This is a genomic window from Streptomyces sp. NEAU-sy36 (assembly GCF_013423905.1).
In the GTDB taxonomy this organism is placed as follows: Bacteria; Actinomycetota; Actinomycetes; order Streptomycetales; family Streptomycetaceae; genus Streptomyces; species Streptomyces misionensis.
This window is the reverse complement of the sequence record NZ_CP058977.1, coordinates 7,866,030-7,885,931: the sequence shown is the minus strand read 5'-3', so window position 1 is coordinate 7,885,931 and position 19,902 is coordinate 7,866,030. Positions and strand designations below refer to the sequence as shown.

Sequence of the window (19,902 nt, the reverse complement as noted above, 5' to 3'; positions counted from 1 at the left end):
CATGCTGCTCACGATCGACGTCGGCAACACGCACACCGTCCTCGGCCTGTTCGACGGCGAGGACATCGTGGAGCACTGGCGCATCTCCACCGACGCCCGCCGCACCGCCGACGAGCTGGCGGTGCTGCTCCAGGGCCTGATGGGCATGCACCCGCTGCTCGGCGAGGAGCTGGGCGACGGCATCGACGGCATCGCGATCTGCGCCACCGTCCCGTCGGTCCTGCACGAGCTGCGCGAGGTCACCCGGCGCTACTACGGCGACGTCCCGGCCGTCCTGGTCGAACCGGGCGTCAAGACGGGCGTGCCGATCCTCACTGACAACCCCAAGGAGGTCGGCGCCGACCGCATCATCAACTCGGTCGCGGCGGTCGAGCTGTACGGCGGTCCGGCGATCGTCGTCGACTTCGGCACGGCGACCACGTTCGACGCGGTCTCCGCGCGCGGGGAGTACGTCGGCGGGGTGATCGCGCCCGGCATCGAGATCTCCGTGGAGGCCCTGGGCGTCAAGGGCGCCCAGCTCCGCAAGATCGAGGTGGCCCGGCCGCGCAGCGTGATCGGCAAGAACACGGTCGAGGCCATGCAGGCGGGCATCGTCTACGGCTTCGCCGGCCAGGTCGACGGCGTCGTCGGCCGCATGGCCCGCGAGCTGGCCGACGACCCCGACGACGTCACGGTGATCGCCACGGGCGGCCTCGCGCCGATGGTCCTCGGCGAGTCCTCGGTCATCGACGAACACCAGCCGTGGCTGACCCTGATCGGCCTGCGCCTGGTGTACGAGCGGAACGTGGCACGTCTCTAGGGTCTTTCGTTTGGATCAGGCCGGATCAGGGAGCGGGGTCTGGTGCGTGCAGATGCAAGGCGGAGGAGGGAGTCAACGCGATGGGGGTGCCCCCGCGCGAGCGAAGCCGAGCGTGGGGGAGTTGGCGACCGACGACAACGCCGCAGATGTGCGTGCCAGACCCCGCGAGCCCGGCGTGATCCAAACGAGAGGCCCTAGGAGCGGGCGGCGGCCTGCGACCGGTCGGCCCGCCCGCGGCGCGGCCGGCCGGCGTCACCCCCCTTGCGGGTGGTTTTGCGGCGATCGGGTGGGAAAGCGGCGCCGGTCGAGGGAAACCACGCCGACACCTCATCCCGTTGTGTCACTTTTGTCCGATTAGCGGTAGCGTCGCCGCATGCCCACGCCATACGGATCCCGCGGCGGCATGGCGTTCGGCGCGGAGGAGCTGCGTGTGCTCCGCCGCGCCCTCGCCCTCGCCCTTCACCCCGGCCACGCGTCCGCCCAGGACGCCCAGGACTGCCTCCGGCTCGCCGAGTCGCTCGACGAGGCGATCCGCGAGGGGGCCAGACTGCGCGCCTTCCTGGTGGCCGACCTCGGCCGCTACCGGGCCGCGCTTCCGGGCACCGCGGCCGGCTATCTCGCCCTCCTGGAGGAGACGCTGGGCATCGGGTACCTGCCGGTGCCGGACGACCTCGCGGCGCTGCGGGCACTGCGGGGCAACCCGAGGGCGGCCGACCTGCTGGAGCGCTGCCGGCTGCTGGCCGAGCAGGACGTACGGGCCCGCTTCGCGCAGGGCGCGGTCAGGATCCCGGCCCCGGCGGCGCCGCCCGCGCGGGCGCGGCTGCTGGCCCTCTCCGGCGGCGCGGCGCGGCAGGCCGAGGACGACGGCAAGCGGCCGTCCGAGCCCGCCCCGAAGCCGGCGCCGGCCGAGCGCCCCGCCCCCGACCCGGCGGCCCCCAAGCGCCCCATCCCCACTCCCGGCGAGGTCTTCCCCCCTCGCAAGCCCGCCGCCCCGCCCCGCCGGCTGGTCGGCTGACCGGCCCGCGCCGAACCGCCCGCGCCCACCTCTCCGGGGCGCGGGCGGTTCCTTGTCCGGACGGGCACCGCGCCCGCCCGGACCCGCGTTCCGCGCGGTGCCCCCGAACGGCCCCGCCCGCCCCGGAGGACCTGTCGGCGTTCGCGCCCCCCGCACCATTCGCCCGTTCCGCCGTGGCTACCCTGGTGCCATGGACTACGTCTCCGCGCTTGTTCCGCCGGTCGTGATGGCCGCGTTCTTCATCGGTTTGGTCCGGGTGATCGTGAAGACCCAGGGCGGGGCCGCCAAGGCCAAGGAAGACGCGGCCGTGGACGCCGCCCTCGCCCGCGCGGAGGGGGCGCGCAACGCGCCCGCCGCCGGCGACGCCTGACGCTCCCCGGAGATCACCGCGAGCCGGGAAAGCGGTACGCGTCCCGGCTCGCGCCCTTTTTGCCCGCATTCGTGGACTTCGCGCACGTCCGGCACGCCATTGTCCGGATCTCCCACTATTGTCTGAGTTGTGCCTCGCCCCTTGGGAGAACTCGAAGACGCGGTCATGACGCGGGTGTGGAAGTGGAACCGCCCGGTGACCGTTCGGGAAGTCCTGGAAGACCTCCAGCAGGAACGCTCCATCGCGTACACCACCGTGATGACGGTTTTGGACAATCTCCATCAGAAGGGCTGGGTGCGCCGCGAGGCGGAAGGCCGTGCCTATCGATATGAGGCCGTCTCCACCCGTGCCGCCTACGCCGCCGCACTCATGAACGACGCCTGGTCGCAGAGCGACAACCCGGCCGCCGCGCTCGTCGCCTTCTTCGGGATGATGAGCCAGGAACAGCGCCAGGCCCTCGCGGACGCCGTGCGCATCGTCCAGGGGCCGCAATCCGCGGAAGCACCCGAAGCGCGCCGGGCGCGGCCCCCCGAAGGCGGAGAACCGGAAGCCGCGCGAGCGCGGCAAGAGGAGAACCCCGGCTCGGCAGAGGGCGCCGACGAGCGATAACGTCCGCTCATGTCAGCAGCGCGTCCCGAAGTCCCCGCAAAAGCCATCACGGTCCGTCGTGCCCGCACCAGCGATGTCCCGGCCGTGCGCCACCTCCTCGACGCCTACGTCCGCGACCGCATCCTGCTCGACAAAGCCACGGTCACGCTTTACGAGGACATCCAGGAGTTCTGGGTCGCCGAACGGGACGACAACGCCGAGGTGGTCGGCTGCGGCGCACTGCACGTCATGTGGGAGGACCTGGCGGAAGTGCGCACTCTGGCGGTGAAGCCCGGTCTCAAGGGCGCGGGCGTCGGCCATCAGTTGCTGGAGAAGTTGCTGCACACCGCGCGCTGGCTCGGCGTTCGCCGCGTTTTCTGCCTGACCTTCGAAGTGGACTTCTTCGGGAAGCACGGCTTCGTCGAGATCGGCGAGACGCCGGTCGACACCGATGTCTACGCGGAGCTGCTGCGTTCCTATGACGAGGGCGTCGCGGAGTTCCTCGGTCTCGAACGAGTGAAACCGAACACCTTGGGCAACAGCCGGATGCTTCTGCATCTGTGATCGTCATTGCCGCCGTGACTATGCGCGGTGCCCTATGTCCGAAACGCGCAGCTTTCCGCGCCCGGAGTCCCGAGCGATCCTCTCCCAGGGGTTTGTGTTTTTCCGGCAAAAGCGGTTTGCTTTCCGACGTACTGCAGTACTGCATATAACAGGGGCGGCGAAACGGGCGGACGCGCGCACCCTGACCCTCAACGTTATCGATGAAAGGAAATCCGGTGGCACAGAAGGTTCAGGTCCTTCTTGTCGACGACCTCGACGGCGGCGAGGCGGACGAGACGGTGACGTTCGCGCTGGACGGCAAGACGTACGAGATCGATCTCACGACCGCCAATGCGGACAAGCTGCGCGGCCTTCTCGACCCTTATGTGAAGGGCGGTCGGCGTACCGGGGGCCGTGCCTCCGGCGGCCGCGGAAAGGCCCGTGCCGCCACCGGCGGCGGCAACCAGGACACCGCGGCGATCCGCGCCTGGGCCAAGGAGAACGGCCTGGAGGTCAACGACCGCGGCCGTGTTCCCGCGTCCATCCGCGAGGCGTACGAGAAGGCCAACGGCTGATCCGTCGGCCGATTACCGGTACCACGACCGATCACCGGTCCGACCGTACGACCCTTCCGGCGGGGCCGGCGGCCCCCCGTAGCCGGACGCGGTGACAGTATGCCGCCACCGTGTCCACCAGTCGTACGAGATCGGGGGCGTGCCCAGCGCGCCCCATGGCCGGCATCGCGGGCAGCGAGGCCCCGGCCCCGCGCCCCGGCTCGGGGGGCCGCAGCCACACGGCGGCCCCCTCAAGGCACTCGGAGAGACCCCGCGAGCGAGCCCCCGGAAGACCCCGGGAAGGCCCCTCGGCGGACGACGGCGGCCAACCGGGCGGCAACGGGGCCTCAAGGGCGTCCCCCGCTCCCAGGGCCCGCAGATCGAGCGTGACGGCGCCCCACTCCAGCCACTCCAGCAGCCCCGGCAGCTCTTCCGCACTGCCCGCGGCCACCAGCAGCTCCATCCGGTCGCCCCGCAGGGCCACCGGCGAGCCCGGCGCGAGATGCCGGAGCGCTCCGGCGCCCGCCTCGGCCGGCATGTCCAGGACGTCGAACCGCACCCCGGTGGGCAGCCGCGGCGGACGCCCGGGAACGGCGGCCCAGCCCAGCTCGCGCTCGTACCAGCGCCGGACCTCCCGCCACCCCCGTGCCCCGGGCCACCGCGCGGCGGGCGCTCCCGGTTCGACGGGACGGCGCGGAAGGGGGACCGTGGAGGGCGTGGAGACCGAGCCAGCCATGCCGGTGCAACCGGCGGAACGGACCGGAAGTTACGCTGGGTGCCCCATCGATTGCGCACTGTGCTCGAAATAGGGGCGTACGGGGGCGGGGGAAGCCGCAAGGTTGTTCGCCCATAGCGGAGGGAACGGGTGCGCGCCGCATGGAGTGTCAGTCCCAGCGGGTAAGACATGCCTAGTGGGAGGGGGCGACGTGCGGGCGAGGCGGCCTCCCGTTCGCCATCGGCGTAGTGGCGAGTGGGGTAACTGCCTGGCCTGCGGGAACATCGTCTCGCACCATCGGGTTGGAGCAGATGTCGGCGTTCGGGGTCAGGAGGCCAAGGACGGTGTCGGCAGTTGGAATGAGCGGTCCCCGCTTGCGGGACTAAGCTGCGGAAGGACAGGGAGGGGAAGTTCCCCCCACTGCCTGACCGCTCTGAGGAGCGATTAACGATGTTCGAGAGGTTCACCGACCGCGCGCGGCGGGTTGTCGTCCTGGCTCAGGAAGAAGCCCGGATGCTCAACCACAACTACATCGGCACCGAGCACATCCTCCTGGGTCTCATCCACGAGGGCGAAGGTGTCGCCGCTAAGGCCCTGGAGAGCCTCGGCATTTCGCTCGAGGCGGTCCGCCAGCAGGTGGAGGAGATCATCGGCCAGGGCCAGCAGGCCCCGTCCGGTCACATCCCCTTCACCCCCCGTGCCAAGAAGGTCCTGGAGCTGTCGCTCCGCGAGGCCCTTCAGCTGGGCCACAACTACATCGGCACGGAGCACATCCTGCTCGGCCTGATCCGCGAGGGCGAGGGCGTCGCCGCCCAGGTCCTGGTCAAGCTGGGCGCCGACCTCAACCGGGTGCGGCAGCAGGTCATCCAGCTGCTCTCCGGTTACCAGGGCAAGGAGACCGCCACCGCCGGCGGCCCCGCCGAGGGCACCCCCTCGACGTCCCTCGTCCTGGACCAGTTCGGCCGGAACCTCACCCAGGCCGCGCGTGAGTCCAAGCTCGACCCGGTCATCGGGCGCGAGAAGGAGATCGAGCGGGTCATGCAGGTGCTGTCCCGCCGTACCAAGAACAACCCGGTGCTGATCGGTGAGCCCGGCGTCGGCAAGACCGCCGTCGTCGAGGGCCTCGCCCAGGCCATCGTCAAGGGCGAGGTGCCCGAGACGCTGAAGGACAAGCACCTCTACACCCTGGACCTCGGCGCCCTGGTCGCCGGCTCCCGCTACCGCGGTGACTTCGAGGAGCGCCTGAAGAAGGTGCTCAAGGAGATCCGCACCCGCGGCGACATCATCCTGTTCATCGACGAGCTGCACACGCTGGTCGGTGCGGGTGCCGCCGAGGGCGCCATCGACGCGGCTTCCATCCTGAAGCCGATGCTGGCCCGCGGTGAGCTGCAGACCATCGGTGCCACCACGCTGGACGAGTACCGCAAGCACCTGGAGAAGGACGCGGCCCTGGAGCGCCGCTTCCAGCCCATCCAGGTCGCCGAGCCGTCCCTGCCGCACACCATCGAGATCCTCAAGGGCCTGCGCGACCGGTACGAGGCGCACCACCGCGTCTCCATCACCGACGAGGCGCTGGTCCAGGCCGCCACTCTGGCCGACCGCTACATCTCGGACCGCTTCCTGCCGGACAAGGCCATCGACCTGATCGACGAGGCCGGCTCCAGGATGCGCATCCGCCGGATGACCGCGCCGCCGGACCTGCGCGAGTTCGACGAGAAGATCGCCGGTGTCCGACGGGACAAGGAGTCCGCGATCGACTCGCAGGACTTCGAGAAGGCCGCCTCCCTGCGCGACAAGGAGAAGCAGCTCCTCGCCGCCAAGGCCAAGCGGGAGAAGGAGTGGAAGGCCGGCGACATGGACGTCGTCGCGGAGGTCGACGGCGAGCTGATCGCCGAGGTCCTCGCCACGGCCACCGGCATCCCGGTCTTCAAGCTGACCGAGGAGGAGTCCTCCCGCCTGCTGCGCATGGAGGAGGAGCTCCACAAGCGGGTCATCGGCCAGAACGACGCCGTCAAGGCGCTGTCGAAGGCGATCCGCCGTACGCGTGCCGGTCTGAAGGACCCGAAGCGCCCCGGTGGCTCGTTCATCTTCGCCGGCCCGTCCGGTGTCGGTAAGACCGAGCTGTCCAAGGCGCTCGCCGAGTTCCTCTTCGGCGACGAGGACGCGCTGATCTCCCTCGACATGTCGGAGTTCAGCGAGAAGCACACGGTCTCCCGTCTCTTCGGTTCGCCCCCCGGCTACGTGGGCTACGAGGAGGGCGGCCAGCTGACCGAGAAGGTGCGCCGCAAGCCGTTCTCCGTCGTCCTGTTCGACGAGGTCGAGAAGGCCCACCCGGACATCTTCAACTCGCTGCTGCAGATCCTGGAGGACGGTCGCCTGACCGACTCCCAGGGCCGGGTCGTGGACTTCAAGAACACGGTCATCATCATGACGACCAACCTCGGCACCCGGGACATCTCCAAGGGCTTCAACCTGGGCTTCGCGGCCTCGGGTGACACGAAGACCAACTACGAGCGCATGAAGAACAAGGTCCAGGACGAGCTGAAGCAGCACTTCCGGCCCGAGTTCCTCAACCGTGTGGACGACGTCGTCGTCTTCCCGCAGCTCACGCAGGAGGACATCCTGCGGATCGTCGACCTGATGATCAGCAAGGTGGACGAGCGCCTGAAGGACCGGGACATGGGCATCGAGCTGTCCCAGTCCGCCAAGGAGCTGCTGTCCAAGAAGGGCTACGACCCCGTGCTGGGCGCCCGGCCGCTGCGCCGCACCATCCAGCGCGAGATCGAGGACAGCCTCTCCGAGAAGATCCTCTTCGGCGAGCTGCGCCCCGGTCACATCGTGGTCGTGGACACGGAGGGCGAGGGCGACACCGCGACCTTCACCTTCCGCGGCGAGGAGAAGTCGGCCCTGCCGGACGCCCCGCCGATCGAGCAGGCGGCGGGCGGCGGCCCGAACCTGAGCAAGGACGCGTGAGCCTCCGGCGGTTCAGCTGAAAAAAGGGGCCGGTGCCTTCGGGCACCGGCCCCTTTCAGCGTTCTTCCACGGTGAGTTCGGCGTTCGGGAAGAGTTCCCGGTATCGGGACGCGGTGACGGAATGGCCGGGCTGATTCACCAGGACCACCGAGCGCAGGCCCGGTAGCCGGTGCGCCAGGAGCGAGAGGTCTTCGGTGCCGGACATCATGCCGACCTGAAGAACCTCGACGCCGGGAAGGACCGGCATCGGGCCGAGGGAGTGCGTCAGCACCCTGCCGGTCAGGTCGATGCGGGTCAGCCGGGGCAGTTCCGCGACTTCACGCCAGTCGTCCTCCGACAGCTCCGTGGCCAGTGATCCGAAACTCAGGGTGCGCAGAGACGCCCACCGGCTCAGCCCGCGCAACCCCGTGCTTTTGATGCTGTGTACGCCGAGGAAAAGGGATTCCAGCGGGGCGTCCACCGGCAGGGCATCGGTGAGGTCGGCGCCCGGCAGTTCCTGGTGTACGGAAAGGTCGGTGAGGGACCGGAGGGACCCCAGTCCGGTCATGTCGGCGATGCCGCAGGCGAGCGTGGTGAGCGGGAGAACGGAAAGCCGGTCCACGCCGGCGGCCGGACAGCCGAGCACCCCAAGCCGACGCAAACCACTGAACGGAACAAGAGCGCCCAGATCGGTGAGGTCAGGGTTCTCCAATATGAAAAGCGTTGTCACGGCCTCGGGAGTCGGCACAGCGGCCAGGATGTCCTCGGCGCTGTGCGGGCCGACGAAAGACAGCTGGTGCCAGGGACGCATCAAGCCCAGTGTCGCGCGCTGGTCGGCCGAGTCGCAGTTCAGGCGGAGACCTGCCCGGCCCAGATGGTCCAGCACCTCCGCCGCGTACTCCCTGGCGTCGAACCGCCCCCACGTCCCCACCAACTGCCGCCGCACATCCAGGTCCGGATGCCCCCGGAACCGCCGCAGCACCCCCAGCGCCCCCTCCGGCTCCGCCTCCCCGAGGAGGGACGCGGTGATCACCACGCCCAGTGACTCCGCGGCCGTCAGCCCGTCCGGGCCCGGCAGCAGCTCCAGCACCAGCGGGCCCGCGCCGGCCAGGGACCGCGCGTCCTCCTTCGTCCGCGGCGGGATCAGCGCCGCCGCCCGTGCCTCCACCTCCGCCCGCACCCCCGCGTCCAGGGCCACCGCGTGTTCCAGGCAGGCGAGGGCGAGCAGGGTCAGCCGGGGGGTGTCCCGGGCGAGCAGCTGCCGGAGCAGCCAGGCCCGTTCCCGGGGGCGGGCGTGGGCGACGGCCATGCGGATGACGTCCTCCCACTGGGTGTCGTCGGCGTGGCCGAGCAGCACCTCCAGATGCCCCTCCTCGACCGCGTACCGCGCCCCCAGGTAGTCCTGGAAGGTGCGGTGGACGAAGTCCACGACGCCCTGTGCCGGCTGCCGGAGCAGGCCGCTGCGCAGCAGCAGCTCCCGCAGGACCGCCGGCGCGTCACCGCCCGCCGAGGCCACCGCCGGCAGGCACCGCTCCACGATGCCCTCCGCCGTGCCGGCGTCCATCTCCGTGCGGCCGCTGAGCACCAGCGCGTACGCGAGCCGTTGCAGCAGCTCCAGCTGGGCCTCCTCGCCCAGTTCGACGGCCATGCCCCGCTCCCGGTCCCGGCGCGCGAGCAGCATCGTGAGGGCGGCGTCGTACAACTCCTTGCGGCCGGTGGGGAGATAGCCCCGGCGTTCGCGGTGCAGGGCGCAGATCAGGCCGCACATCAGGGGGTTGGTGGTCAGCCGGGCCAGATCGCGCTTGGTGCGCAGGGAGTCCAGCAGCGGCGCCTCGAACTCCGGGGCCCGCGCCGCCTCGTGCCAGCGGCGGACGAAGGTGGCGACCTCCGAGCGGCGCATCGGGGCCAGGGTCAGCTCCCGGAAGCCCTCCTGGGCCAGCCAGTCGGCGCGGACGGCGGTCGGGCGGGAGGTCAGCAGCCAGCGGTTGCCGGGGTAGGCCGAAAGGAGGGAGCGCAGCCAGTCGCGGGTGCGGTGGCGGTCGGCGGCCGGTATCTCGTCCAGGCCGTCCACCAGGACCAGGCCCCGGCCCGCCGTGAGCACGCGTTCGGCCCAGCCCTCCGGCGGGGTCAGCGGGCAGCTCACGGCCTTCAGGAACCCGTCCGGGGCGGGCAGGGCGCCGGTGCGGATCAGAGTGCGCAGGGGGAGGACGTAGGGGACGCGGCCGCCGTCGCGGGCCGCGGTGACCGCGAGCCACTGCACCAGGGTGGTCTTGCCGGAACCGGCGTCGCCGCGCAGCAGCACCCGGTCGTCGGCGAGCAGCGCCTCCTCGGCCCGCAGCCGGCCGGTGACGGCCGGCGGGTGCTCGCCGGTCGCCCGGTCGGGCGGGGCGTCCCCGGCCGCGGTCGCCTCCAGGCTCAGGTAGGCGACTTCCAGGGGCCAGCGGTCCGGGGAGTCGCGCAGGTCGACGCCGTAGATGGTGATGTGGTTGTGGCGGTCGGCCACGTACGGCAGGTAGCGACGCTCGAAGGCGGTGTCGCGCCCGTCGGGGCGCGGGGTGCGGACGATCAGCTCGTCCACCTTGGCGATGAGTTCGGCCTGGGCGCGGCTCTGTTCCACGAGGGTGCGGGCCACGAAGGACGACCGCCGGGTGAAGAACTCCAGGATCTGCAGGCAGGCCCATTCGGTCGCCGAGTCGAGGAAGTGGCGGGCGTCCGCGGAGAGGCCGTCGAAGGCGGTCGAGCCGTCGCTCAGCCGCCTCGCCAGGTCGCGGTACCCGAGGCGCACCGCCTGTACGTCGTCCATGTCCAGCTCGCCGAGCGTCAGCAGGCGTCCGGCCAGCGCATCGGCCACCGCGCTCCGCTCGTCCGCCGGGAACGGCGCCTCACCCGGGGACTCCACCGCCCGGTCCACGATCCGCTCGGCGAGCCTGTGGACGTCCTTGTCGCCGAGCGTCCGTTTCTCGCCCCGGAAGGTCACCAGCGCGGACAGCCGCACCGGCCTGTCCACCAGGCCCGCCCCGGGGCCGTCCCGCACGATCAGCTTCCGCACCAGCGGGCCGATCGCCGCGGACGCCAGCTTGCCGCCCAGTACCGTCGGCTCCATCCGCCACCCCCGTGGTCGTACGACGTCCCGAAGACTACGGACGGAGCCTAACGGGGTTACGACAACTGGCCGTCGTAGTCGGGCAGTTTGAAGGTGCGGTCGGCGTGGCCGCCGGAGAGGTCGGTGGCGCTGTTGCCGATGTTGGCGATGATGTCGTAGCCCTTGCTCTCGATGCCGGCGCGCTGGGCCGTCTTGTAGTCGGCGACGTTCTTGAAGAGGTCGACGAGGCCGCGCACGTAGAGGCCGGAGACCTGGTACCCGTCGTACTCCAGGTTCCACTTGGTGGGTGCCTCGATGATGCCCGGGCGGGCGGTGACGAAGAAGAGGGAGACGCCGTGTTCCTGGGCGTACTCGGCGACGTCCAGGACCGGCTTGTTGGCCGCCTGCGGAACCTGGAAGCCGAGGTCGGTCGCCAGCGCGGTGTTGTCGATGTCGAGGACGATGGCCTGCTTCTCGCCCGGCCCGGCCTCGGCGATGCGCTCCTTGATGTAGGGCAGTGCCTGGTCCATCACGGTCCGGCAGTCCTGCTGCCAGGTGGCGTAGTCGACCTTGCCAGTGGTGGCGCTCGCCGTCGCCGCCGCGGTGGCGGCCGGGGCCGGGCCGGCGTCCGCCGCCCGGGCCGGGGCGGCCACGGCGGCCAGGGCGGCCACGGAGACGGCGGTCACGGTGATGCGGCGCGCCAGGGGGCGTGTGGTCATCGGTGGGGGTTCCTCTCGCATCCGTCAGGAGATGGCAGGTGCATGATCTGTGGGGCGGGTGGCGCGAGGGGAACCGTAGGGTTACCGGACGGTAGGTGGATAGGGGTCTGCGTCACATTCGCGGCCGCGCGCATACGCCGGCCCGGTGATAAGGCGCACAGGTGAAATGTCCCTTACTACCCCTGATAGTGGGATGGGTCGACCGGGTAAAGGGCGGGCAAAAGGCGTGCCGATTCCGGAACCCGGGGGTCAAAGGAGCACGTCGGGGGCCTAGGTGCCCGGTGGCCACCGGGCCTGTCAAGGTGATGGCGGGTCGGTGGGCCTCTACTACCGCGCGCCGTAGAAGCGTCACTTTTACCCGGCGGGGCGATCGGTTACCAAGGGATGGCCGCCGTGGTGGACGTCTGTGCGCCGGGTGGCCTGTCTGTCCCCGATTTCACGAGGTCCCGATGATCAAGCGCTTCACGTCCCGTGCTCTCCGTACGTCCTCGCTCCGTACCCGTGCCGCCGTTCTGGCCGCCGGTGTCGCTGTCCCGGTCGTGCTGGGCGCCGGAGCCGCGAGCGCCGCTCCGTCGGCCGCCTCCTGGGTCGACCCGGTGAAGAAGTACTCGCTGTCCGCGGGCTTCAACCAGTCCGGCGCCCGCTGGGTCGCCAAGCACAGCGGTCAGGACTTCGCCGTGCCGACCGGCACCGAGGTCGTCGCCGTGCACGGCGGCACCGTGGTCAAGGCCGGTCCCAACGGCGCCGGCGACGGCCCCGCGTACGGCAACGCCGTCGTGATCAAGCACGAGAACGGCGTCTACTCCCAGTACGCGCACCTGTCCCGGGTGGACGTGCGCATCGGCCAGACCGTGAAGGCCGGCCAGCACATCGCCCTGTCCGGCTCCACCGGCAACTCCACCGGTCCGCACCTGCACTTCGAGATCCGTACGACCCCGAACTACGGTTCCGCCCTCAACCCGCTGTCCTACCTGCGCGGCAAGGGCCTCAAGGTCTGAGCGGACGCTACCGGCGCGCGTGCTCGTGCGCCTGGGTGACCTGGTCCAGGGCGACCTCGAGAACGGCCGCGCGCTTCTTCTCGACGTCGCCCTCCAGGTCCTGGAGCAGGAACATGCCCGCGTGCAGGGTGAACAGGGCGCTGACCGAGCGCACCTGGTCGACCAGCTCGGCGTCCGGGTCCAGCAGGATGTCCCGCAGGCAGCGCATCCGGTCCTTGAAGGAGTCGCCGATGCGCAGCTCCCGCACCGTCGCCTGGTTCTCCTGCATGAAGCGGAACAGCGGCTCCGCGTGCGAGAGGGCCTGGCTGTAGCGCCGTACTATCTCCCGCTTCGTCTCCAGGGTGTGCGGCTGGTCGCGTCCCCACTCGATCAGGTCCTGGATCGGCTGCGTCAGGTCCTCGAAGAGGCTGACGATGATCTCTTCCTTGGTCTTGAAGTGGTAGTACAGGGCCGCCTTGGTGACGTCGAGGCGCTCCGCGATCTCGCGCAGGGAGGTCTTCTCGTAGCCCTGCTCCGCGAAGAGTTCGAGCGCGACGTCCTGGATGCGCTGGCGTGTGTTGCCGCGGCGCTGCTGCTTGGTGCCGTCCATGGTGCCGCCCATCCTGGTACTCCTTGCGCTCCCGCGAAACTTACTTGACGCCCGGCTAGTTGCCGTCTACCTTGCCAGTGTAGTGACTAGCCGGGCGGCAAGTAAGTGGCCGCCGGGGGGAGTGGGAAGAAGAAAGATGGCGGACACGGTGGAGAGCGCCCCAGGGGGGCGGAAACAGCGGAGCGTGCGCGTCGTACTGCTCGCGCTCATGATCGCGATGATGCTCGCGATGCTCGACAACATGATCGTGGGTACGGCGATGCCCACGATCGTCGGTGAACTCGGCGGCCTGGAACACCTCTCGTGGGTGGTGACCGGCTACACCCTGGCCACCGCGGCCTCTACCCCGATCTGGGGCAAGCTCGGTGACATGTACGGGCGCAAGGGCGCCTTCCTCAGCTCGATCGTGATCTTCCTGATCGGCTCGGCGCTCAGCGGCATGGCCCAGAACATGGGCGAGCTGATCGGTTTCCGTGCCGTGCAGGGTCTCGGCGCCGGCGGTCTGATGGTCGGCGTCATGGCGATCATCGGCGACCTGGTGCCGCCGCGGGAGCGGGGCAAGTACCAGGGCATGATGGCCGGCGTCATGGCGCTGGCGATGATCGGCGGTCCGCTGGTCGGCGGCACCATCACCGACAACTGGGGCTGGCGCTGGTCCTTCTACATCAACCTGCCGCTCGGCGCGGTCGCGCTCGTGCTGGTCACCGCCGTGCTGCACCTGCCGAAGAAGCGGTCCCAGGCGGGCATCGACTACCTCGGCGTCGTCCTGCTGACCGTCGGCATCACCTCGATCGTGCTGGTCACCACCTGGGGCGGCAGCGAGTACGCCTGGACCTCCGCGCGGATCATGGAGCTGATCGCGCTCGGCGTGGTCGCGCTGGTCGGCTTCGTGTTCTGGCAGACGAAGGCCGCCGAGCCGGTGCTGCCGCTGCACATCTTCCGCAGCCGCAACTTCACCCTGATGTCCGTCATCGGCTTCATCACCGGCTTCGTGATGTTCGGCGCCACGCTGTTCCTGCCGCTGTACCAGCAGGCGGTGCAGGGTGCCTCCGCGACCAACTCCGGTCTGCTGTTGCTGCCGATGCTCGGCGCGATGATGGTGACGTCGATGGTCGCCGGACGTGTCACCACCAACAGCGGCCGCTACAAGATCTTCCCGATCGCCGGCGGTGTGCTGATGATCGCCGGTCTGTATCTGATGTCGCTGATGGACACGGGCACGACCCGCCTCACCTCCGGCATCTACATGGCCGTGCTCGGCCTCGGCATGGGCTGCCTGATGCAGATCACCATGCTGGTGGCGCAGAACAGCGTCGAGATGAAGGACATGGGCGTGGCCTCGTCGTCCACGACGCTCTTCCGGACGCTCGGTTCCTCGTTCGGTGTCGCCGTGATGGGCGCGCTGTTCAACAACCGGGTCAAGGACGTCATGGCCGAGCGGGCCGGTGCGCTGGGCAAGAACATCACCGAGCAGTCCGCCCAGCTCGACGCGAAGAGCCTGAAGAAGCTGCCGCCGCTGGCCCGCGAGGCGTACCAGCACGCGGTCTCCGCGGGCACCCACTCCGCGTTCCTGCTGGGCGCCGTGATCGCCGTCCTGGTCCTGCTGGCGGCCTTCTTCGTCAAGGAGGTCCCCCTGCGGGGCGGCCCCCAGGCCCCGAAGGGCGACGAACCGGAAGCGGCGGTGCCCCCGCTGGCCGAGGCGATCTGACCTCGTCCTCCGCACCGAAGGCCCCCGGCGCGTGTCCGCCCCGGGGGCCTTTGCCCATGTCGTGAGGGGTGTGATGGACGAGATCCACCGATGGCTCGCGCAGTGGCTCGCCGCGAGCGAACCCGGCCTCCGCACCCGTGGCATCGGCGTCACGGTGCACGGGCCGGCCCCTGGGACCGCGGCCGGGCGTCGCCCGAAGGCGACGGCAGTGATCCTCACGCTGGAGTCGGACGAGCGCCTGGGCAAGCTGTACGTGTGGGAATCGGGAGGCACCTCACTGCTCTTCGTCGATTCCCGCACCGAGCGCACCTGGCAGGACCGGCAGGTGATCACCACGGGCAGTGACCTGGCCCGTGTCCTCGCCCCGCTCGTGAAACTGGTCGAGGGCCCTGTCGGACAGGGCTGAGGGAACGAGCCGGACCCGGCGGCGCCCCCTCGTCAGCGCTTCGTCGACAGGCCCGCGCCGCCGGACGCCTCCAGGACGACGCCGGTCACGAAGCCGTTCGCGGCGAGCATGTGCAGGGCGCGGGCGATGTCTTCGGGACGGCCGACCCGGCCCACCGGGGTGGCGGCGGCGATGTCCTCGAAGATGGCCTGGCGCTGCTCGGCCGGCTTGTCGTCCCACCAGGGGGTGTCGACGATGCCCGGGGCGACCGCGTTGATCCGCAGCGGGGCCAGTTCGACGGCGAGCGGCGGGATCATCGCCTCCAGGGCGCCGTTGATCGCGGCGAGACCGGCGGTGCCCGGGATGGCGGCGCGGGCGGACGCGGCGGTCACCAGGGTGACCGAGCCGTCCCGCCGCAGCGCGGGCAGCGCGGCCTGGAGCACCTGGACCTGCGGCCAGAACTTGCCGTCGAAACCGGCCGCCAGGTCCGCCAGGTCCAGCTCGGCGAAGGGGCCGGCACCCTTGCCGCCGCTGAGGGCGACGATCAGGTGGTCGACGGTGCCGGACCCGGCGAAGAAGGCGTCCAGCGCGGCCCGGTCCGAGGCGTCCAGCCGGTGGCCCGAGACCTTCCCGCCCCGGTCGGCGAGCCGCGCCACCGCGGCGTCGAGCCGGTCCTGGCCGCGACCGGTGATGATCACCTCCGCGCCGTCCGCCGCGCAGAACGCGGCGGTCGCCTCGCCGATGCCCGAGCTGCCGCCCATGACGACGACACGCTGTCCGGCGAGGGGGTGCGCAGGGGTGTGCGGAGTGCTCATGAGTGGCTTCTCTCCCGAGGCGTCACCGGGTTCCGGCCTGTTGCCGAGAACGTCGGTCTCGCCAAGCGTTGCCGAGACCGTTAGTCTCGTCAAGGGGGTTTCGAGAGGAAGTGGCACGTGCACGACACCAGGGAACCGCGCCCGCACACCGGGCGGCGCCGCAACGAAGCCGCCCGCCGGGCGATCCTCGACGCCGCCCTCGGCCTGCTCGCCGACGCGGACGGCGCCCCCGTCACCGTGGAGACCATCGCGCGCGCCGCGGGCGTCGGCAGACAGACCCTGTACCGCTGGTGGCCGTCCAAGGGCGCCGTCCTGCTGGACGCGCTGCTGGACCGGGCCGCCCAGGACGTACCCGCGCCGGACACCGGCAGCCTCCGGGACGACCTGCGGGCCCTGGTGACCGCCACCTTCGATGCGGCGCAGCGGCCGCCCTCCGGCCCGGCCCTGCGCACGCTGGTCCGCGAGGCGGCCGGGGACCCGCGGCTGGCCGAACTGCTGCGGACGTTCACCGAGTCCCGCCGGGCCGCGGTGCGCGCGGTCCTGGAGCGGGGCCGCGAACGCGGCGAACTCCCGGCGGGCCAGGACGTCGATCTGCTGGTCGACCAGTTCTACGGCCTGTTCTGGTACCGCTTCCTGCTCGGCCACGCCCCCCTGGACCGGCCCACCGCACTGCGGCTCACCGACGCGCTGCTCGGCCAGGCCCTTGTCGAGAGGGCCTGAGATTCAGCCGGTGCTCCCCGACAGCGGCAGCATCGGATAGCTGCCCGTGTTGGTGGGCGCGTGCTCGGGGAGCCAGAGGACCGCCACCGCGCCCTCGGCGGGCAGATGGGCGGGGGTGCCGATCGGGCGGATGTTGCGGAAGGTGAGGCGGGCGCCGAGGACCCGCGCCTGGCCGGCCGCGATGGTCAGGCCCAGGCCGTGCCCCTTGCCCGCGCGGTCCTTGCTGCCGGTGCGGAACCGGCTCGGACCCTCGGCCAGCAGCTCCTCGGGGAAGCCGGGGCCGTGGTCGCGGACCCGGATCACCCGGCCCTCGACGCTCACCTCGATCGGCGGCCGGCCGTGCCGCGCGGCGTTGGCGAGCAGGTTGAACAGCACCCGCTCCAGGCGCCGCGGATCGGTCGTCACCATGGACTCGTGGACGACGCGCACGACGATCTCCGGGTCCTTGGCGGCCACCCGCCGGGCCACGAACTCGCCGAGCAGGATGTCCTGGAGCTCGGCCCGCTCCGAGGCGCTGTCCAGGCGGGCCACCTCCAGCACGTCCTCGACCAGCGTGCGCATCGCCTTGGCCCGGTCCAGCACCAGCTCGGTGGGCCGGCCCGGCGGCAGCAGCTCGGCGGCCGTCAGCAGTCCCGTCACCGGGGTGCGCAGTTCGTGCGCGATGTCCGCGGTGACCCGCCGCTCGGCCTCCAGCCGCTGCCGCAGCGCGTCCGCCATGGCGTCCACGGCCCGCGCGAGATCGTCGGTCTCGTCCCGTACGACGCCGCCGATCGCCTCCCGCACCCGTACGTCGGTCTCGCCACGGGCGACCTCGTTCGCCGCGGCCGCCGCCTTGCGCAGCCGCCCGGACAGTTGCCCGCCGATCAGCACGCCGAGCGCGCTGCCGCCGAGGACGACCGCGATGGAGCCGATGACCAGGGCCTGGTCCAGGTCGTTCATCACGCCCAGGGACCGGTCGGGGAAGTGGCTGTGCCAGGAGAGCACATGCCCGTCCTTGGCGGGTACGGCGGCCCAGATGTCCGGGGGCTTCGAGCCGTGGTCGGAGACGTCGCTGGCCCGCCGCCCGGCCGCCACCTTCTGCCGCAGCGCGCGCGGCAGCGCCGGGTCGTCGATCTTGATGTCGGGGAAGTTGGTCCGCCCGTACAGCTCGTAGTTGCGCTGGGCCAGCAGGACCCGGTCGTTGGCCAGGTCGCGCGCGTTGTCCAGCATGGAGACCCGGGCCGCGTTGTGCACGACCAGGCTCAGCGCGACCGCCACCAGCCCGGCCACCAGCGCGATCGCCGCGCTCAGCTTCCATCTGATCCCGGTGTGCAGGCCCACGCGCTCCATGCGCCGGACCGGGTGGCGAAGAAACCCCCGCATGCCGCCGCTCCGTTCAGGCCTTCAGTTTGTAGCCGAAGCCACGGACGGTCTCGATGCGGTCCTGGCCGATCTTCTGGCGCAGCCGCTGCACGTGCACGTCGACCACCCGGGTGTCGCCGCCCCAGCCGTAGTCCCACACCCGCTCCAGGAGCTTGTCGCGGGAGAGGACCGAGCCCGGCGCGGAGGAGAACTCCAGCAGCAGCCGCATCTCGGTGGGGGTGAGCGCCACCGGCTCCCCGGCCCGGCGCACCTCCATGCCGTCGGTGTCGATCCGCAGGTCGCCGAAGGTCAGGGTGGAGCCGCCCTGCACCGCGGACCCGGTCTCCTCCGGGTGGTGGGAGCCGCCCGCGTGCCCGAAGCGGCGCAGCACCGCCCGGATCCGGGCGACCAGCACGGCACCGTCGAAGGGCTTGGTCACGTAGTCGTCCGCGCCCGCCTCCAGGCCGAGGACGACGTCGATGGAGTCGGCGCGCGCCGACAGCATGATCACCGGCACGGTCGACTCGTCCCGGATCCGCCGGCACAGACTGACGCCGTCCAGGCCCGGGACCATGACGTCGAGCAGGGCGATGTCGGGGCGGTTCGCCCGGAACGCCGCCAGGCCCGACAGGCCGTCGGGCATGGCCGTGACCGCGAAGCCGTCCCGCTCCAGCGCGAGCTGGGTGGCCTCGCGGATGACGTCGTCGTCCTCGACGAACAGAACGTGGGTCTGGTCTGCCATCCCGGGTGCTCTCTGTCCTCGTAACGGTGCTGGTCGTGATGTGGGGCGCGCCAGGTCAGTTGTCCGGCACGGGCGACGGAACCTCGCCGGCCGACTTGCTGTACTCGTTGCGCACGCTCTTGCCGGGCGCGAACCGTCCCGTCTTCCAGGTGTACGGCGTCACGATCTCACCGGACGGGCTGGAGATGGGATCGCCCTTCTCGTAATACTGCCTCGTCACCGAGAGCCGCCCCTGGTCGATCTCCGCGTAGACCGGGGACTCCTCGGTCCGGAAGACGTTCTTGAAGACGCCGGACTCCTCCCGGTACACGTACGAGCCGATCCCGACCGCGTCGGCGCAGGTCAGCACGTTGACCACCACGTCGTCCACCGAGTTCCCGGTCAGATCGCCGTACGAGACGTCCACCGGGTACTCGTCGCCGCTGCACGGCTTCAGCTCCCGCTTGACCGCGGCCGAGACGGCCGGGTCCTGCTTGAGCAGCCGTACGGCGTCCACCTTCCGGTACTTGTCCGGATCGGACGGCGACGGTGAGGGGGAGGCGACGGCCCCGCCCACCGCCGAGGCGTGTGCCGGGCCCTCGTCCCGCGCCCCCATCCCGCCCGTGCCGCACGCCGCGGCGAAAAGGGCGAGGGCGGTGACCGAGGCCACCGCCGCGATCACCGCCAGCAAACTCCCGCGGGCCGGTTCCGGCCCGGGCCCGGTCAGGCCGCGCAACGCTCCCGCTCCTCACGCTCCAGCGCCCGTGCGTCCAGGTCGCGGGCCTCCAGCTCCTCACGGAGCCGGGCGAGCGCCCGGTGCAGTGTGCTCTTGACCGTACCGGCCGACATGCCGAGGGCCGCGGCCGTCTCCTCCGTGGACATCTGCTCCCAGTGTCGCAGCACCACGACGCTGCGCTGCTTGGGTGCGAGGACTTTCAGGACGTCCATCAGCAGGGCGCGGTCGGCGTGCTGCTCGGTGGAGTCGTCCACGCAGGCGTCCGGCAGCTGCTCGGTGGGGACCTCCTCCAGCTTGCGCGCCCGCCACCACTCGGTCCGCGTGTTGATCATGACCCGGCGCAGATAGGCGTCGGCGAGCCGCTTGTCGGCGATGCCGTCCCAGCGGCCGTACGTCCGTACCAGCGCGGTCTGCAGCAGGTCCTGGGCGTCGACGGGGTCCGGCACCAGTCGACGCGCACTGCGCAGCAGCGCGTCCTGCCGGGTGCGGACGTACTCCTCGAATTCGAGCACCTCGCCCTGGGCCATGTTCAACCGCCTCCGTTCCCCGTGT

General features: G+C 71.0%; 20 protein-coding genes. 11 read left to right on the top strand and 9 right to left on the bottom strand.

Going from position 1 to position 19,902, the window contains the following annotated elements; genetic code table 11:
* Position 1 precedes the first annotated feature (1 nt).
* The 6 genes from HZZ00_RS34640 (at position 2) to HZZ00_RS34615 (ending at position 3,890) form a co-directional block, all read left to right on the top strand.
* The gene (locus HZZ00_RS34640) at positions 2 to 799 is read left to right on the top strand and encodes a type III pantothenate kinase (protein WP_070022481.1); all 798 of its coding nucleotides are present in this window, start codon (positions 2 to 4) and stop codon (positions 797 to 799) included.
* Between the two features lie 403 nt (positions 800 to 1,202).
* A complete protein-coding gene (locus HZZ00_RS34635; protein ID WP_180333828.1) occupies positions 1,203 to 1,814 on the top strand; it encodes a hypothetical protein in 612 nt (203 codons plus the stop codon).
* Positions 1,815 to 2,004: 190 nt separating this feature from the next.
* A complete protein-coding gene (locus HZZ00_RS34630) occupies positions 2,005 to 2,184 on the top strand; it encodes a hypothetical protein (protein WP_070022483.1) in 180 nt (59 codons plus the stop codon).
* Between the two features lie 165 nt (positions 2,185 to 2,349).
* A complete protein-coding gene (locus HZZ00_RS34625; protein ID WP_257586034.1) occupies positions 2,350 to 2,793 on the top strand; it encodes a BlaI/MecI/CopY family transcriptional regulator in 444 nt (147 codons plus the stop codon).
* A gap of 9 nt (positions 2,794 to 2,802) precedes the next feature.
* Positions 2,803 to 3,336, top strand: coding sequence for an amino-acid N-acetyltransferase (locus HZZ00_RS34620; RefSeq protein ID WP_180330000.1), 534 nt, complete (start codon positions 2,803 to 2,805; stop codon positions 3,334 to 3,336).
* A 215-nt stretch (positions 3,337 to 3,551) separates the two neighbouring features.
* Complete coding sequence (locus HZZ00_RS34615) at positions 3,552 to 3,890, top strand: Lsr2 family protein (protein ID WP_180329999.1); 339 nt, start codon at positions 3,552 to 3,554, stop codon at positions 3,888 to 3,890.
* A gap of 31 nt (positions 3,891 to 3,921) precedes the next feature.
* Here the strand turns inward: HZZ00_RS34615 and HZZ00_RS34610 are convergent, their stop codons facing one another.
* Positions 3,922 to 4,605: an SCO3374 family protein gene (locus HZZ00_RS34610; protein ID WP_180329998.1), complete on the bottom strand. Its 684-nt coding sequence runs from the start codon at positions 4,603 to 4,605 to the stop codon at positions 3,922 to 3,924.
* Between the two features lie 429 nt (positions 4,606 to 5,034).
* Between HZZ00_RS34610 and HZZ00_RS34605 the strand changes: the two genes are divergently transcribed.
* Positions 5,035 to 7,557 carry an ATP-dependent Clp protease ATP-binding subunit gene (locus HZZ00_RS34605; RefSeq protein ID WP_070022487.1) on the top strand — a complete coding sequence of 841 codons (2,523 nt, stop codon included), beginning with the start codon at positions 5,035 to 5,037 and terminating at the stop codon, positions 7,555 to 7,557.
* Positions 7,558 to 7,612: 55 nt separating this feature from the next.
* Here HZZ00_RS34605 and HZZ00_RS34600 read toward each other — a convergent pair whose 3' ends face one another.
* Positions 7,613 to 10,639 carry an NACHT domain-containing NTPase gene (locus tag HZZ00_RS34600; RefSeq protein WP_180329997.1) on the bottom strand — a complete coding sequence of 1,009 codons (3,027 nt, stop codon included), beginning with the start codon at positions 10,637 to 10,639 and terminating at the stop codon, positions 7,613 to 7,615.
* 56 nt (positions 10,640 to 10,695) lie between these two features.
* The gene (locus HZZ00_RS34595) at positions 10,696 to 11,337 is read right to left on the bottom strand and encodes an HAD family acid phosphatase (RefSeq protein WP_180329996.1); all 642 of its coding nucleotides are present in this window, start codon (positions 11,335 to 11,337) and stop codon (positions 10,696 to 10,698) included.
* Positions 11,338 to 11,786: 449 nt separating this feature from the next.
* On the opposite strand from HZZ00_RS34595, the gene HZZ00_RS34590 reads away from it, so the two are divergent.
* Entirely contained in the window at positions 11,787 to 12,335 is a 549-nt protein-coding gene (locus HZZ00_RS34590; protein WP_180329995.1) for a M23 family metallopeptidase, read from the top strand.
* A gap of 7 nt (positions 12,336 to 12,342) precedes the next feature.
* Here the strand turns inward: HZZ00_RS34590 and HZZ00_RS34585 are convergent, their stop codons facing one another.
* Positions 12,343 to 12,936 (bottom strand): TetR/AcrR family transcriptional regulator, encoded by a 594-nt coding sequence (locus HZZ00_RS34585; RefSeq protein WP_180329994.1) that lies wholly within the window; start codon positions 12,934 to 12,936, stop codon positions 12,343 to 12,345.
* 124 nt (positions 12,937 to 13,060) lie between these two features.
* Here HZZ00_RS34585 and HZZ00_RS34580 point away from each other — a divergent pair, with 124 nt between their 5' ends.
* On the top strand, positions 13,061 to 14,632 hold the full coding sequence (locus HZZ00_RS34580) for an MDR family MFS transporter (RefSeq protein WP_180329993.1): 1,572 nt from the start codon (positions 13,061 to 13,063) through the stop codon (positions 14,630 to 14,632).
* A gap of 73 nt (positions 14,633 to 14,705) precedes the next feature.
* A complete protein-coding gene (locus HZZ00_RS34575; protein ID WP_180329992.1) occupies positions 14,706 to 15,038 on the top strand; it encodes a hypothetical protein in 333 nt (110 codons plus the stop codon).
* A gap of 32 nt (positions 15,039 to 15,070) precedes the next feature.
* On the opposite strand, the gene HZZ00_RS34570 is transcribed toward HZZ00_RS34575, so the two are convergent.
* Positions 15,071 to 15,832, bottom strand: coding sequence for an SDR family oxidoreductase (locus HZZ00_RS34570; RefSeq protein ID WP_219013978.1), 762 nt, complete (start codon positions 15,830 to 15,832; stop codon positions 15,071 to 15,073).
* A 117-nt stretch (positions 15,833 to 15,949) separates the two neighbouring features.
* On the opposite strand from HZZ00_RS34570, the gene HZZ00_RS34565 reads away from it, so the two are divergent.
* The gene (locus HZZ00_RS34565; protein WP_180329991.1) at positions 15,950 to 16,552 is read left to right on the top strand and encodes a TetR/AcrR family transcriptional regulator; all 603 of its coding nucleotides are present in this window, start codon (positions 15,950 to 15,952) and stop codon (positions 16,550 to 16,552) included.
* A gap of 3 nt (positions 16,553 to 16,555) precedes the next feature.
* Here HZZ00_RS34565 and cseC read toward each other — a convergent pair whose 3' ends face one another.
* The 4 genes from cseC to HZZ00_RS34545 are packed head-to-tail and all read right to left on the bottom strand — an operon-like array spanning position 16,556 to position 19,877.
* Entirely contained in the window at positions 16,556 to 17,914 is a 1,359-nt protein-coding gene (gene cseC / locus HZZ00_RS34560; protein ID WP_180329990.1) for a two-component system sensor histidine kinase CseC, read from the bottom strand.
* Positions 17,915 to 17,927: 13 nt separating this feature from the next.
* A complete protein-coding gene (gene cseB, locus HZZ00_RS34555; protein ID WP_180329989.1) occupies positions 17,928 to 18,635 on the bottom strand; it encodes a two-component system response regulator CseB in 708 nt (235 codons plus the stop codon).
* 55 nt (positions 18,636 to 18,690) lie between these two features.
* Complete coding sequence (locus HZZ00_RS34550) at positions 18,691 to 19,350, bottom strand: hypothetical protein (RefSeq protein WP_257585523.1); 660 nt, start codon at positions 19,348 to 19,350, stop codon at positions 18,691 to 18,693.
* Positions 19,338 to 19,877, bottom strand: a complete 540-nt coding sequence (locus HZZ00_RS34545) for a SigE family RNA polymerase sigma factor (RefSeq protein WP_070022497.1) — start codon at positions 19,875 to 19,877, stop codon at positions 19,338 to 19,340. Before HZZ00_RS34545 ends, HZZ00_RS34550 begins: the two co-directional genes overlap by 13 nt.
* Positions 19,878 to 19,902: the final 25 nt, after the last annotated feature.

What these genes read in the sequence shown, in the direction of transcription:
- HZZ00_RS34640 (WP_070022481.1), top strand. Translation starts at nt 2, where the DNA reads ATGCTGCTCACGATCGACGTCGGCAACACGCACACCGTCCTCGGCCTG.
- HZZ00_RS34635 (WP_180333828.1), top strand. Translation starts at nt 1,203, where the DNA reads ATGGCGTTCGGCGCGGAGGAGCTGCGTGTGCTCCGCCGCGCCCTCGCC.
- HZZ00_RS34630 (WP_070022483.1), top strand. Translation starts at nt 2,005, where the DNA reads ATGGACTACGTCTCCGCGCTTGTTCCGCCGGTCGTGATGGCCGCGTTC.
- HZZ00_RS34625 (WP_257586034.1), top strand. Translation starts at nt 2,350, where the DNA reads ATGACGCGGGTGTGGAAGTGGAACCGCCCGGTGACCGTTCGGGAAGTC.
- HZZ00_RS34620 (WP_180330000.1), top strand. Translation starts at nt 2,803, where the DNA reads ATGTCAGCAGCGCGTCCCGAAGTCCCCGCAAAAGCCATCACGGTCCGT.
- HZZ00_RS34610 (WP_180329998.1), bottom strand. Translation starts at nt 4,605, where the DNA reads ATGGCTGGCTCGGTCTCCACGCCCTCCACGGTCCCCCTTCCGCGCCGT.
- HZZ00_RS34605 (WP_070022487.1), top strand. Translation starts at nt 5,035, where the DNA reads ATGTTCGAGAGGTTCACCGACCGCGCGCGGCGGGTTGTCGTCCTGGCT.
- HZZ00_RS34600 (WP_180329997.1), bottom strand. Translation starts at nt 10,639, where the DNA reads ATGGAGCCGACGGTACTGGGCGGCAAGCTGGCGTCCGCGGCGATCGGC.
- HZZ00_RS34595 (WP_180329996.1), bottom strand. Translation starts at nt 11,337, where the DNA reads ATGACCACACGCCCCCTGGCGCGCCGCATCACCGTGACCGCCGTCTCC.
- HZZ00_RS34590 (WP_180329995.1), top strand. Translation starts at nt 11,787, where the DNA reads ATGATCAAGCGCTTCACGTCCCGTGCTCTCCGTACGTCCTCGCTCCGT.
- HZZ00_RS34585 (WP_180329994.1), bottom strand. Translation starts at nt 12,936, where the DNA reads ATGGGCGGCACCATGGACGGCACCAAGCAGCAGCGCCGCGGCAACACA.
- HZZ00_RS34580 (WP_180329993.1), top strand. Translation starts at nt 13,061, where the DNA reads ATGGCGGACACGGTGGAGAGCGCCCCAGGGGGGCGGAAACAGCGGAGC.
- HZZ00_RS34575 (WP_180329992.1), top strand. Translation starts at nt 14,706, where the DNA reads ATGGACGAGATCCACCGATGGCTCGCGCAGTGGCTCGCCGCGAGCGAA.
- HZZ00_RS34570 (WP_219013978.1), bottom strand. Translation starts at nt 15,832, where the DNA reads ATGAGCACTCCGCACACCCCTGCGCACCCCCTCGCCGGACAGCGTGTC.
- cseC (WP_180329990.1), bottom strand. Translation starts at nt 17,914, where the DNA reads ATGCGGGGGTTTCTTCGCCACCCGGTCCGGCGCATGGAGCGCGTGGGC.
- cseB (WP_180329989.1), bottom strand. Translation starts at nt 18,635, where the DNA reads ATGGCAGACCAGACCCACGTTCTGTTCGTCGAGGACGACGACGTCATC.
- HZZ00_RS34545 (WP_070022497.1), bottom strand. Translation starts at nt 19,877, where the DNA reads ATGGCCCAGGGCGAGGTGCTCGAATTCGAGGAGTACGTCCGCACCCGG.